13 protein-coding genes and 1 tRNA gene are annotated in these 13,409 nt (G+C 41.8%); 11 read left to right on the forward strand and 3 right to left on the reverse strand.

Annotation, left to right across the window (positions count from 1 at the left end; all coding sequences use genetic code 11):
• Positions 1-181: 181 nt before the first annotated feature.
• The 3 genes from VIN08_RS07840 to hflX all read right to left on the reverse strand — a co-directional run bounded on the left by VIN08_RS07840 (position 182) and on the right by hflX (position 1,868).
• Entirely contained in the window at positions 182-376 is a 195-nt protein-coding gene (locus VIN08_RS07840) for a hypothetical protein (RefSeq protein ID WP_331962768.1), read from the reverse strand.
• Between the two features lie 153 nt (positions 377-529).
• Positions 530-601, reverse strand: a tRNA-Arg gene (locus tag VIN08_RS07845).
• Positions 602-668: 67 nt separating this feature from the next.
• Positions 669-1,868, reverse strand: coding sequence for a GTPase HflX (hflX, locus tag VIN08_RS07850; protein ID WP_331962770.1), 1,200 nt, complete (start codon positions 1,866-1,868; stop codon positions 669-671).
• 170 nt (positions 1,869-2,038) lie between these two features.
• On the opposite strand from hflX, the gene VIN08_RS07855 reads away from it, so the two are divergent.
• From VIN08_RS07855 to VIN08_RS07905, 11 genes are all read left to right on the forward strand, one after another.
• Entirely contained in the window at positions 2,039-3,154 is a 1,116-nt protein-coding gene (locus tag VIN08_RS07855; RefSeq protein ID WP_331962773.1) for a glycosyltransferase family 4 protein, read from the forward strand.
• A gap of 18 nt (positions 3,155-3,172) precedes the next feature.
• Positions 3,173-3,724, forward strand: coding sequence for a dTDP-4-dehydrorhamnose 3,5-epimerase (gene rfbC, locus VIN08_RS07860; RefSeq protein WP_331962776.1), 552 nt, complete (start codon positions 3,173-3,175; stop codon positions 3,722-3,724).
• A gap of 28 nt (positions 3,725-3,752) precedes the next feature.
• Positions 3,753-4,517 (forward strand): polysaccharide biosynthesis/export family protein, encoded by a 765-nt coding sequence (locus VIN08_RS07865; protein ID WP_331962779.1) that lies wholly within the window; start codon positions 3,753-3,755, stop codon positions 4,515-4,517.
• A gap of 9 nt (positions 4,518-4,526) precedes the next feature.
• Positions 4,527-6,881, forward strand: a complete 2,355-nt coding sequence (locus VIN08_RS07870; protein WP_331962782.1) for a GumC family protein — start codon at positions 4,527-4,529, stop codon at positions 6,879-6,881.
• A complete protein-coding gene (locus tag VIN08_RS07875; RefSeq protein WP_331962785.1) occupies positions 6,878-7,606 on the forward strand; it encodes a tyrosine-protein phosphatase in 729 nt (242 codons plus the stop codon). The genes VIN08_RS07870 and VIN08_RS07875 overlap by 4 nt, the downstream gene beginning before the upstream one ends.
• Positions 7,607-7,681: 75 nt before the next feature.
• Entirely contained in the window at positions 7,682-8,668 is a 987-nt protein-coding gene (locus tag VIN08_RS07880; RefSeq protein ID WP_331962788.1) for an NAD-dependent epimerase/dehydratase family protein, read from the forward strand.
• 58 nt (positions 8,669-8,726) lie between these two features.
• Positions 8,727-10,136 (forward strand): tetratricopeptide repeat protein, encoded by a 1,410-nt coding sequence (locus tag VIN08_RS07885; protein WP_331962791.1) that lies wholly within the window; start codon positions 8,727-8,729, stop codon positions 10,134-10,136.
• Positions 10,136-10,939 carry a phosphosulfolactate synthase gene (locus VIN08_RS07890; protein ID WP_331962793.1) on the forward strand — a complete coding sequence of 268 codons (804 nt, stop codon included), beginning with the start codon at positions 10,136-10,138 and terminating at the stop codon, positions 10,937-10,939. Before VIN08_RS07885 ends, VIN08_RS07890 begins: the two co-directional genes overlap by 1 nt.
• Positions 10,940-10,951: 12 nt before the next feature.
• On the forward strand, positions 10,952-11,890 hold the full coding sequence (locus VIN08_RS07895) for a DUF368 domain-containing protein (protein ID WP_331962796.1): 939 nt from the start codon (positions 10,952-10,954) through the stop codon (positions 11,888-11,890).
• A 1-nt stretch (position 11,891) separates the two neighbouring features.
• Positions 11,892-12,635 carry a shikimate dehydrogenase gene (gene aroE / locus VIN08_RS07900; RefSeq protein ID WP_331962799.1) on the forward strand — a complete coding sequence of 248 codons (744 nt, stop codon included), beginning with the start codon at positions 11,892-11,894 and terminating at the stop codon, positions 12,633-12,635.
• 262 nt (positions 12,636-12,897) lie between these two features.
• On the forward strand, positions 12,898-13,409 hold a 512-nt coding region (locus tag VIN08_RS07905; protein ID WP_331962802.1), incomplete at its 3' end, for a DEAD/DEAH box helicase family protein.

Here is a 13,409-nt window from a genome sequence, read left to right on the forward strand (position 1 = left end):
GATTAAGCATCTCTATTTAAAGGACTTGAAACCAATAAGAATTGAGGATTTTAAAATGCCCTTAACGTATAAGCTTCCCGGAGACTATACCCTTTAATATAGCAGCTAACAGTGTAATTTAAATGCAAGTAAAAACTGCGAACCTTGGTATCTACTGCAATATTTATAAAGTTTTATTGGGTTAGGTCATCGGTTTGGAAGGTTTTGTAACATTCTCCTGTTTTTGCTCCAGAAAGTTCTTATGTTCCATTTCAGCTATGAAATAGAGGAACTCCCTTATCTTGATTACTTCCTCATCCGTATAGTTATCGCCACTCTTGTTCAAGATTTTTTTACAATACTCAATTGAAAATTTGCCTTTCTGCTTTTGTTTCATCCTTTTGTAAGGTTCGATTCCTGCGAGCTTTCTTTCGAAAATCATTTTCCTTTGTTCAATTGCGAAAGTCAAAGCCTCTCAAAAATTGATTTCTGAGTATAAAAACGCAGGTTTAAAAAATAAAGAAGGGATTGATGGCTCAATCCCTTATCGTAGTCCCGACAGGAATCGAACCTGCATCAAAAGTTTAGGAAACTCCTATTCTATCCATTGAACTACGGGACCAAAATGATTTAACCTTGTAATCAACTTGTATAGCAAGGGGCGCAAAGATAAAAAATAATGCTTCTGTTCAAGTTGTTTCCGTTGGCCATGGAGAGAATTCGTAGCCGTCTTTCATAGCATTCGGGTATATCTGCAGGTGTTTCCCCTTTACTTTCTCAAATATCAGTTTCTTAAAGGCAGGTATATTCTCATCGGTTGTAGCCGAGACAAAAATCACATCTTCAAAACCATGCTGGCGATAAAAGCCGCGCATCTCTTCGAGGTTCACATCCGGATTTTGTGCTTTGAACAAATCGATCTTGTTAAGAACCAGTACAGTCGGTATAGTAGCGGCACCAATCTCTTCTAGTGTTTTAGAAACTACTTCAATCTGGTTATCATGAAACGGATGTGCCAAGTCAACTACATGCAACAGTAAATCCGCCTCCCGCACTTCATCGAGTGTAGACTTGAACGACTCGATCAAATGATGCGGTAACTTGCGTATAAATCCAACCGTATCGGAAAGGAGAAAAGGTATATTTCCAAATACAACTTTACGCACCGTAGAATCAACTGTTGCAAAGAGTTTATTCTCTGCCAGCACACCAGATCCTGAGAGTAAATTCATCAGGGTAGATTTTCCTACGTTGGTATATCCCACCAGGGCTACACGCACAACGTTACTGCGCGATTTGCGTTGGGTTGCACGTTGCTTCTCTATCTTCTCCAACTGATCTTTCAACAAGGAAATCCTGTACTTGATATTTCTCCGGTCCGTTTCAATTTCTTTTTCGCCGGCACCACCACGTGTTCCGGTTCCTCCACGCTGACGCTCCAGGTGAGTCCACATGCGGGTAAGTCGCGGCAGCAGGTATTGGTTCATGGCCAGCTCTACCTGCGTTCGCGCTTGTGCCGTTTGCGCCCGCCATAAAAATATATCGAGAATCAACAGACTTCGGTCGTAAATTCTGATCTTAAAATCTTCCTGCTCTTTAGGATTCAGCTCGCGTTCGAGGTTTCGAAGCTGCGAGGGAGATAAATCATCGTCAAATATTACGTTACCAATTTTTTCGGCATGAACAAACACTTTTAGTTCGGCCAGTTTTCCTTTACCCAGAAAAAAACGATGGTCAGGATGCGGTAAGTTTTGTATAAATCGCTTTACCGTTCTTATTCCGGAAGTTTCTGCCAGAAATGCAAGTTCATCCAGATGTTCATCTGTTTCTTCCTGTGTGCGTGTACTGCTTAAGGCTACTAAAACTGCTGTTGAAGAATTATCTTTCATAGTATCATTAACGGGAGGCGAACATACGCGATAAATATTTATACAAGTTACCGGTCATGGTTACTTTTTTCTACCTTTGATGAATCTAAACCCAAGAATTATCGAAAACATCTGATTTTTCGACCATTTGTCGGAAGTAGGATTTTGAATGTTCTCATAACCAGAGCCCGATGATGAGAATTGCTATCGTCCTCAACACCTCCTGGAATATTTACAATTTCAGGATGAATTTCGTTCGTGCGCTTTTGGCGCAAGGATACGAAGTACATACTATCGCACCGGAAGATGAATATACCCACTTTTTAGAAGAAGCCGGGTGCATCCACCATAGAGTAAAGATGGACAGTCGTGGAGCTAACCCTATCAAAGACTCTGCGCTGATCGTTGAACTTTATACGATTTACAAAAAAGTAAGACCGGATATCATTCTGCATTATACCATTAAGCCCAATGTGTACGGTACGTTGGCAGCATCGTTGCTCAAAATTCCCGTGGTAAATAACGTATGCGGATTGGGTACTGTGTTCCTCAAGAAGAATCTTGTTTCCGCTATCGCTGTTTTCCTATACAAGATAAGTTTCCGCTTTGCCCAAAAGGTATATTTCCAGAACCCTGACGATCGCGAATTATTTGTGAATCGTAAACTTGTACGTGCAGACGCGGTTGATTTATTACCGGGTTCGGGAATTGATCTTGAAAAATTCAAACCCTCAACATTCAAGCGCAACGAGAAATTTACTTTTCTTCTTATATCACGACTCATTACCGACAAGGGTGTGATGGAGTATATAGATGCTATACGTAAGTTGAAGTCGAGTGGATTCAACGCGCACTTTCAGGTATTAGGCGCTATGGATCCAGAACATAAACGGGGTATAAAAACCGAAATTATCCAGGAATGGATCGATACCAATACTATCGAATACCTGGGTACTACAGATAACGTTCAGCAATTTATACATCAGGCCGATTGCATTGTGTTACCATCGTATCGCGAAGGAACTCCACGCACATTGCTGGAAGCAGCCAGTTCATCCAAGCCTATAATCGCTACCGATGTTCCGGGATGTAATCATGTTGTGAAAGACAATTTTAATGGACTTCTTTGCAAATTGAAAGACGCTGATGATCTGGCTGAAAAGATGAAGATGATGGCGGGTTTTGAGAACTCGAAGCTCAGGCTTCTCGGTGAGAATGGCAGAGCCAAAGTAGAAGCAGAATATAGCGAGTCCATCGTAATAGACAAATATCTTCAGACCATCTGCGAGTTAAGAAAGGTTTCTTAAACTTACAGACTATATTTCATGGAAGTAAAACAAACCGGCATTGAAGGGCTGGTAGAGATTTTCCCCGCTGTTTACAATGATAGCCGCGGATGGTTTTATGAATTTTACCGCGAAGATACCTTCAACAAATCAGGTATACATTACAAATTCTCACAGGAGAATCGCTCCTTTTCCAAAAAGGGTGTAATCCGCGGATTACACATGCAACTCCCCCCCTATGCTCAGGCCAAGCTGGTAACAGTTTTACAAGGTCGGGTTCTCGATGTAGTAGTAGATCTGCGTCCTGGCTCTGCTACTTTTGCCCAAGTATATTACTGCCTGCTGGAAGCTGAAAAGTGTAACATGCTGATGGTGCCGGAAGGATTTGCCCATGGCTTTGCGGCACTGGAAGACTCCGTTTTCTTCTATAAATGTTCCAATATTTACCACCGCGAATCCGAAAACGGGATACGCTGGAACGATCCTCAGCTAAATATCAACTGGCAGGTACAGAATCCAATCATTTCAGATAAGGATCAACAATTGCCAACACTAGAAGAGTTATTGAGAAATTCAGTAATTTCACGATAACACAACTAACCGTATAACTTTTTAGAAGTTGAGAATCGCACGCATTTTTTATTTTATACTCTTATCATTCTTCGCAGGTCTCACACTGTCGTCTTGTGCATCTTACAAGCAGAACATCATGTTCCAGGTAAGTAACAAACAGGCTATTCAGGGACAGGTTGACAAAACAGAGAAGAACTATATTATTCAGAAGAACGATCGGTTAGAGTTAGAAGTATATACCAATCAGGGGGAGAGACTGATCGATCCGAATAACTATATCGACCAGGATAACGCGGCTGGCGGCACGGAAAAGAAAAAAGCAAATACGTATCTCATCACCGATGAAGGTGTAGTCAAACTGCCTATGGTCGGCACCTTGAAATTAGAAGGACTTACTATACTACAGGCAGAAGAGATACTGCAGAAAGAGTACGAAAAGTATTACAAGCAATCTTTTGTTGTTTTAAAATATACCAACAAGCGTGTTGTTGTGCTGGGTTCTCCGGGCGGACAGGTTATACCACTCACGAACGAGAACATGCACTTAACCGAAGTGTTGGCACTTGCCAAAGGTATAAATAACGATGGTCGCGCATCCAACATTCGTGTATTGCGCGGAGACACCTTGTTTGTAGCAGACCTTACTACTTTTGAAGGATATACGAAGAACAATATATTGATCAAACCTGGAGATATAGTATATGTTGAGCCGATCCGCAGACCACTGGTTGAGGGACTTCGCGACTATGGACCGGTTATCAGCGTTATCACGAGTCTTACAACGCTCATCGTTGTTCTTCTAACCTTATAATGCCTTTGCGTGGAGTCTGTAAAAAACAATATCAATCCAAACCCTATCTCAACTGAAGGCATTGATTTCAGCAAGCTCAGGATTATTTTATTCAATAACCTGGTTTGGATCGTACTGATATTTCTGGTGATCAACATCACCGCCTATACCATTATACGCTATACACAGGACCGCTACGAATCATCTTCGGAGATCAAGCTGGATGTAAAAGACGAAGCTTCTGAACTCGGCATCAACATGCTGGCTGGAGAACAAACACAAAGTACAGACCTGATCTCCGGTGAAATTGAAATGATCCGCTCCAGACTTTTTCTGGAACAGGTTCTCGACTCATTGGATCTTGAAGTAAGTTATTTCAGTAAAGGCGAAGTATTAAACCACGAGTTATTCACTAACACACCGGTATGGGTAAATTTCAAAATTGAAGATCCATACTATTTCAATCAGCCATTTTTCCTGGAGAAAGAATCACCTGAAACCTTTACATTGGTTTGGGCTGAAGGTAACAAGCGAATCTCCGGACATTACGGTAAGCCTGTACGCACAGAGGGTATCGAACTGACATTGACAAAAAACAAGGATTTCGTTTCAGAAGGTGAGATTGAATTTTTCTTTGTGATCAACAGTCATGATGTGCTTCTGAGTTACCTGATCTCCAATCTTTCTGTGGAGCCACTCAATTATGCCGCTAAAACGATTCGCATAGCTTTTAAAGATTATAATCCTGCAAAGGCACAAGCGATCGTTCACACTATAGATAAAACGTATCTTCATTACAGCTACGAACAAAAAAAGCTTACTACAAAACAAAAGATCGACTGGCTGAACAACGAGTTGACTCAGATCGAACTGAAGATGGAAGGCTTTGAAGATTATTTCGAACGCTTCACCCTTAAAAACAAAACCAACGATCTGCAGGAAGACCTGCGCAAAACCATTATCAGTATTAACAAGATCGATTCACAACGTTATGAAGTAACACGTAGAATTGGGGAAGTAAATAAACTGATGGATGGATTGCAGGCAAAGAATTTCTCTGTTACTCCTTCTATTCGACAAGCGCTGCCTGAGTATCTGTTCAAAGATATAGATGCTGTACAAACATTATTACTGCAGCAGGAAAAACTGAAACTATCATACAATGAAAGTACACTTGCCTATCGTGAGAAGCAGCACGAGATCGATACACGCGCAGAGAAAACATTTGAGCAACTAACCGAACTCAAGACCGACTGGATGAAAAAACTCCAGGAGATGAATCAGCGCAAAGCAAGTCTTGAATCTGCTTTTGTAAATATGCCTGATCAGAATACACAGTATACCAAGAATCAGCGCTTCTATAAACTATACGAAGAATTCTATCTCTCCCTGATGCAGACTAAATCAGGATTTGAAATAGCGCAGGCAGGCACAACTCCCGACTTCAAAATTCTCTCGCCTGCCACTACGCCCGGCACCCCTATATCTCCCAACCGAAAGATTATTGTCGGTATAGGATTCGTTACGAGCCTGGTCGCTATATTTTTCTTTGTCGGGTTTTTATACCTGATGCACAACAAAATTACCAACCTGCAAGAGTTGGAGCGCATCAGCGGTGTACCTGTATTGGGTGTGGTTCCCTCCTCTCGTTACTCGGCCAGCGAGGGGTTGCATGTTATCAGTCATCCTAAATCAATGGTGAGCGAAGCAATCAGAACATTACGCACCAATCTTGATTTCTTTCGCACCAGTGGTCCGCAAAAAGTTATCGCTATATCTTCCACTATATCGGGTGAGGGTAAATCTTTCCTCGCACTAAACCTGGGAGGTGCCATGGCCCTTTCGCGCAAGAAAGTTTTACTCATCGATCTCGATATGCGTAAAGCAAAAACATATCTACCCGTGCATGTGCCTGATCCCACCAAAGGCATGAGCACAATACTGATCAAAAAAGATAGCTGGGAAGATTGTGTATTGAAAACGAATCTCGACTTTCTGGATTATATACCTTCGGGGCCAATTCCACCAAATCCGTCAGAGCTTTTGTTGAATGGAGAATTTTCAAGCCTGCTGGAAGATCTCAAAAAGAGTTACGATGTAATTATTCTCGATACGCCTCCGGTAGGACTAGTAACAGATGGTATACAGGCTATGAAACGTGCCGATATATCGATCTATATTTTCAGAGCGAATTATTCCAAACGGGAATTTCTTTTCAACTTGCAGCGCATCGTTTCAATCAATAAGATCGTTAATGTTACTACGTTGCTCAATGCACTTCCATCCTCTCATAAAAAATCATCAGGCTACGGCTACGGTTATTATGAAGCAGAAGAACGCGGCAATGTAGACAAGATCAAGTCCTTGTTTAAAATAAAAGCGTGATCAACTGGTTTCGAAAAAAAACACCTTCAGTCACCACTCCCATAACGACTGACATTCACTCCCATCTTTTACCGGGATTGGATGATGGTGTGGAAACCTTCGAACAATCAGAAGCTGTTATCCAACAATTTTTAAAATTAGGATACACCAAACTCATTACCACTCCACACGTAATGAGCGATACCTATCGCAATACAAGTGAAGATATACTTACCAGACTCGAAGCACTGAAAGTATACCTGAAAGAAAAACAGATCGACATTCATATAGAGGCAGCAGCAGAGTATTACCTCGATGAGCATGTATTTGGCATGGTTGAAAAAAAACAACCGATGCTTTCTTTTGGCAAACGATACCTGCTCTTTGAAACGAACTTTATTACAGAGCCTTTTAATCTCAAAGAATTTATTTTTCTTGCTGCCACCAATGGGTATAAACCTGTGCTCGCACACCCGGAGCGCTATATTTACCTGCAAAACAATCTGGAGAAACTCGAAGACTTATTACAACGAGGTGTACTGTTCCAGGTAAACATCAGTTCGATAACAGGGTATTATTCCAAAGAGGCACAATCCACTGCACAAAAACTGATCGATCGTGGCTGGGTACATTTTCTTGGAAGTGACTGCCACTCCCAGCAGCACATTAAACTTATCAGCGAAGCACAAAAGCTGAAGTACTTTCAAAAAGCTCTATCTTTACCGCTGCTCAATAACACATTATAACGTGGGCGGGCAAACACAGATCAATACTATAAATATTTTTGATCTGCATTAACAGAACTGCAAAACCAGATCGCGATGATTGCTGTAACCGGTGCCAACGGACTTCTTGGAAGTTTTATTATCCGCAAGCTTGTTGAATTGAGAGAACCCTTCGTGGCATTGAAGCGCGAGAATAGCGATATATCATTATTGCAAGATATAGCGCACGCCATCACCTGGCGCAATGCTGATGTTACAGACGAAGTATCATTACTGGAAGCACTGGAAGATGTAACGCACGTAATACACGCTGCAGCCGTAGTATCGTTCAATCCGCGCAAAGCCAACATGCTGATGGACATCAATATGCTGGGTACTCGCCATGTAGTAAATGCATGCCTGGTAAAAAGTGTCAAGCGATTAGTACACATCAGTTCTGTTGCTGCATTGGGAAGACAAAAAGAACAGCGCACTATAGATGAAAAAAATAAATGGGTTGCCAATTCTGTGAACAGTCAGTATGCAGAATCAAAATACTTTGCAGAGCTTGAAGTTTTTCGCGGACAGGAAGAGGGTCTCAGTACAGTAATTATAAATCCATCCATTATACTGGCACCTGCCAACTGGAACAATAGCAGCGCAAAACTTTTTAAGTATGTGTGGGATGAAAAACCATTTTATACTGACGGGTATATGAATTATGTAGACGTACGCGATGTGGCCGATATTGCTTGTCGTATGTTGCATCAACCTGTAGAAGGAGAACGTTTCATTGCCAACGCAGGCAATATCTCGTTTAAAAATTTCTTTACCGATTTAGCACAGCAGTTTCAGAAGAAAGCACCCGGTATAAAACTCAATTCATCGACTTTAAAAATCATTGCCCGATTAGAAAATATCCGGACATGGTTCACACGCAGCGAACCGCTCATCACACGCGAGACTGCCAGAATAGCCGGTACGGAATTTTTATATGATAACCAGAAGATTAAGAAACTTTTATCTTTTGAGTTTCAACCGATTGATAGAAGTATTGACTGGTGTTGCCAATATTACAGGGAAAAAATGTCGGTCAAAAAATAGAATGAAAGGTCGTAGCTTTACGTTAGAATTTACCTATTTTAGGAAAACCTTTTAGTACATGGCGAGAGAATACCGCAAACGAGAAGAAGAAGGAAACGAGCTGATTAGAAGATTTGAAGACCATCTCCGTAAAAAGAAAGCCGAATTTTTTGATTTAGATGCCTACGAACAGATCATTGATTTCTACATGTTCCGTGGCAAACACAATAAAGCATTGCAGGCTGTTAATCAAGCCATCAGTCAATATCCTTTTTCAACTGAGCTGATCACTATAAAAGCGCAGATTCTTACCAATCTGGAAGAATATAGCGAAGCATTGGATCTGCTCGATCAGGCACATGCACTGCAGCCAAATGATCCTGAAATATTTTTAACGAAGGGATCTGTATTATCCCTGCAGGGAAATCACAAAGACGCGATCGAAAATTTCGAGCAGGCATTGTTGTTTGCCGATGATAAAGACGAAGTATACTATAGCATTGGCCTTGCGTACCAAAGCATGGAAAATTATACCCAGGCGATAGATGCATACAAGCAGGCTATTGAGATCAACATCAATCACGATGGTGCTTTATATGAACTTGCTTTTTGTCTTGATGTTACCGGCCAGCTTGAAAGCAGCATAGAATATTATCAGAAATTTATAGACGAAGATCCATACTCTGCCGCGGCATGGTATAATCTCGGTATAGTATATAACAAGCTTGAGAAATTTGAAGAAGCACTGCACGCATACGACTATGCTATAACAATAGACGAATCGTTTGCTTCTGCTTACTTCAATACAGGTAACACCTATATGAATATGGGTGAGTATACAAAAGCACTCGACTCATTTCGTAAAACGATCGATATAGAAGGTCCTAGTCCGGAAGTATATTGTTGCCTTGGTGCAGCGTACGAGAGTCTGGAGCAATATGAATTAGGTCTGAAATATTTTCAGAAAGCATCCAAACTGGATACACTTTATGATGAAGCCTGGTTTGGTGCGGGAGCATGCCTGGAGAAACAAGAGAAGTGGTATCAGGCGCTTCACTTCTATAACAAAGCATTAAAAATCCACCCGGAAAATTCTGAATACTGGAAAGCTGTAGCACATGCAGAATTTAAAGTTGGCAATACAGTTTCCAGCATAGACGCCTACGAAGAAGCCAGTAAACTTGATCCGAACGACAAAGAGATCTGGTTGAACTGGTCGTTCATTTACTATGAGCAAGGTGCTCACGATAAGGCTATTGAGACGCTGATGGCTGGTTTTGACGAAATTCCTGACGATGCCGAGCTCTTCTATCGCATGGTTGTCTACCTCATAGAATCAGGCCGTTTTAAAGAAGCCTTTAATTATTTGGAAAATGCCTTAATTTTGGACTTCGATGGTCACACTGCCTTGTTTGATTTCTTTCCGAAAATGGAAACTCAAAAGGCTTTGTATAAGATCATTGAGCAGTTTAGAAAAGACAATAATTAATGAATTACGACCTTAACAACCTGCCTGAGCGTACTAAAAAGCCCAGGCAATACGGTTTTACCATGGCCATGGATAAGGGCCTGAGTATCCGTGAAGCCGAAGACTTTGTCAGTACCTGTGCGGATCACATTGATATTGTTAAATTAGGATGGGCCACATCATTTGTCACACCACGACTGAAGGATAAACTGCAGGTTTACAAAGACGCAGGCATACCAGTATATTTCGGAGGAACACTCTTTGAAGCTTTTGTTATTCGCGATCAGTTTGATGATTACCGAAAGCTGCTTGATAAATTTGACATGTCGTTCGCAGAAGTATCAGACGGATCGATGGATATTGATCATGATAAGAAATGCGACTATATATCAAAGTTATCAGAACAGGTAACGGTACTTTCAGAAGTTGGGTCTAAGGATGCAGACAAGATCATTCCACCCTATCAGTGGATTGAACTCATGCAAAAAGAACTTGATGCCGGTGCCTGGAAAGTTATCGGTGAAGCCCGTGAAGGCGGTAACGTAGGATTGTTCCGTTCAACCGGTGAAGTTCGCTCAGGACTTGTTCAGGAAATTCTGACAAAAATTCCCTTCGAGAAAATTATCTGGGAAGCACCGCAGAAGGCACAACAAGTATGGTTCATCAAATTGTTAGGAGCTAATGTAAACCTCGGGAACATTGCTCCGGAAGAAGTTATACCGCTCGAAACGATACGTCTCGGATTACGCGGTGATACCTTTTTACATTTTCTCGGTATAGAAAAGAAAAAAACAAACACTGCTCCGCCTTTTGAAATTGACTAAGGTAATAACGTATTGAAGAAAGCACTGGACTATATTCTCCTCTACGTAAAAGGACTAAGCATGGGAGCCGTGGATGTCATTCCCGGTATATCGGGAGGCACCGTGGCTTTCATCACAGGCATACACCAGGATCTCATCCACTCCATCCGCGCTATTGATCGTGAAGCCTTCATGCTTCTGGTGAAGTTTCGCTTCGCTGAATTCTGGAACAAGATCAATGGCAATTTTCTCATCACCGTATTTGCAGGAATTTTTACAAGCGTATTCTTCCTCGCCAAGCCCATGGCATACCTGCTGCGGCATCACTCTATTCCATTGTGGTCATTTTTATTCGGGCTGATCCTCATTGCTGCTCCCCTCGCCTTACGCAAAATCACCCGTTGGTCGCTCGGAACAGTACTCAGTTTTTTTGTAGGAATTGTAATCATGTACACATTAACGCGACTGAATGCATTACAATTACCTGCTGCTTTGTGGATGATCTTTGTTGCTGGTGTTCTCTGCAGCTGTGGCATGCTGCTGCCGGGAGTTTCAGGAGCATTTCTGCTGGTGTTCATCAACCGGTATCAGGCTGTTATTAATGCTGTATCGGGATCGAATGGCATGGTATTAATCACCTTCCTGATCGGAGGTATTGCAGGTGTGCTGGGTTTCAGCAGAATTTTTAGCTGGGTGCTGGATAATTACCGGAACGCAGCAGTGGCTTTAATGGCTGGGCTCATGCTTGGCTCACTCAATAAAGTTTGGCCCTGGCGCCAGGTACAACAGTATGTTACCAATGGCTCAGGCGAACAAGTACCGGTAGCAGAGAAAAGTGTTTTACCCTGGGATTATCTTGCCCTGACCGGCAAGGACCCACACGTTTTTCAAGCCATACTTATGATGGCGCTCGGTGTATTTATAGTGGTTTTAATAGAAAGAATTACGGCAAGACTTAAAACAAACATCTAACATGGAAAAAGTATTCGGACTAATCGGAGGTACCGTTAGTCATTCGTTCTCTAAGTCATATTTTGATGAGAAATTTTTTCGCGAAGGTCTGCGCGACTATCGCTACGAATTATTTCCGTTAGGCAACATCACAGAAATCGAAAGCCTTTTAAAAGATACAAAAGGATTAACGGGTCTTAACGTTACCATTCCCTACAAAGAACAAGTGCTTAAATATCTTGACGAAGTAGATGGCTTTGCAAAGAAGATCGGTGCAGTAAATGTCATCAAGATAAAAGACGGTAAACTGAAAGGATTCAATACAGACTCAGATGCATTCTACGAAACAATCGAGAAGTGGCTTCCGAAAGACAGAACGTTTAAAGCGTTGGTCCTGGGAACCGGCGGTTCATCCAAGGCTGTGCAGGAAGCGTTGAATAAATTGAAGATCGAATATCAACTGGTATCGCGCGAAGGAAGAAAAGGAGTCGTTACTTACGAAGACCTTGAAAAAAATCCAGCACTCATCACCGATTCCAAACTGGTTATCAACACTACGCCACTGGGCATGAGTCCTAAAACAGAAGCTATGCCTCCGCTCAACTACGAGCACATTGGCAGCGAGCACTATGTATATGATCTCATCTATAATCCAGCTCGCACGTTGTTCTTGCAGAAATCAGAAATGCGCGGTGCAACGATCAAGAACGGATTAGAGATGCTGCACGTGCAGGCAGAGAAGTCGTGGACAATCTGGAATAATTAATCGTTAACAGATAACAAAAAAAGAAAGAGTCGCCCAATGGCGGCTCTTTCTTTTTTAGGATTACTCTCAAGAGGAAATACTTTTGATTACTCTGCGATGTACTCAATTAACGGATAACGGGCAACGAATAACTGAAAAGAAGAAACAACGGCAGAGCCATACTCGTTAAACCACAATTGGCCTTTCATCACTTAAAATAGTGTGATGAACTATTTCACAGCGCTGGCGATTAACTATTAACGGATAACGATTAATTTACTTCATGGATTTTAAACTCAACAGCGAATACGTACCTACAGGCGATCAGCCCAATGCTATCAAGCAACTGTTACGAGGCATTAATGAAGGCGAAGCACATCAGACACTACTCGGTGTAACGGGGTCAGGCAAAACATTTACCATGGCCAACGTGATTGCGCAATCGAACCGGCCTACGCTTGTACTGAGTCATAATAAAACATTAGCTGCGCAACTATACGGAGAGTTCAAACAATTCTTTCCGGAAAATGCTGTAGAGTATTTTATATCGTATTACGACTACTATCAGCCGGAAGCATTTATACCTTCTTCCAACCTATATATTGAAAAAGACCTTTCGATAAACGAAGAGATTGAAAAGCTTCGCCTGAGTGCTACCTCTTCCCTCCTTACCGGAAGACGCGATGTAATTGTAGTGGCATCCGTATCCTGTATATATGGTATCGGAAACCCGGAAGAGTTTGGAAAAAATGTGATCAAGCTCAAAACAGGAGAAGTTATACCGCGCAACAAACT

This window comes from Ohtaekwangia sp., from assembly GCF_036568665.1.
In the GTDB taxonomy this organism is placed as follows: domain Bacteria; phylum Bacteroidota; class Bacteroidia; order Cytophagales; family Cyclobacteriaceae; genus Ohtaekwangia.

Bases quoted from the DNA above. Each gene is read 5' to 3' on its own strand.
- VIN08_RS07855 (WP_331962773.1), top strand. From the start codon at position 2,039: ATGATGAGAATTGCTATCGTCCTCAACACCTCCTGGAATATTTACAAT.
- rfbC (WP_331962776.1), top strand. From the start codon at position 3,173: ATGGAAGTAAAACAAACCGGCATTGAAGGGCTGGTAGAGATTTTCCCC.
- VIN08_RS07880 (WP_331962788.1), top strand. From the start codon at position 7,682: ATGATTGCTGTAACCGGTGCCAACGGACTTCTTGGAAGTTTTATTATC.
- VIN08_RS07890 (WP_331962793.1), top strand. From the start codon at position 10,136: ATGAATTACGACCTTAACAACCTGCCTGAGCGTACTAAAAAGCCCAGG.
- VIN08_RS07840 (WP_331962768.1), bottom strand. From the start codon at position 376: ATGAAACAAAAGCAGAAAGGCAAATTTTCAATTGAGTATTGTAAAAAA.
- hflX (WP_331962770.1), bottom strand. From the start codon at position 1,868: ATGAAAGATAATTCTTCAACAGCAGTTTTAGTAGCCTTAAGCAGTACA.
- aroE (WP_331962799.1), top strand. From the start codon at position 11,892: ATGGAAAAAGTATTCGGACTAATCGGAGGTACCGTTAGTCATTCGTTC.
- VIN08_RS07885 (WP_331962791.1), top strand. From the start codon at position 8,727: ATGGCGAGAGAATACCGCAAACGAGAAGAAGAAGGAAACGAGCTGATT.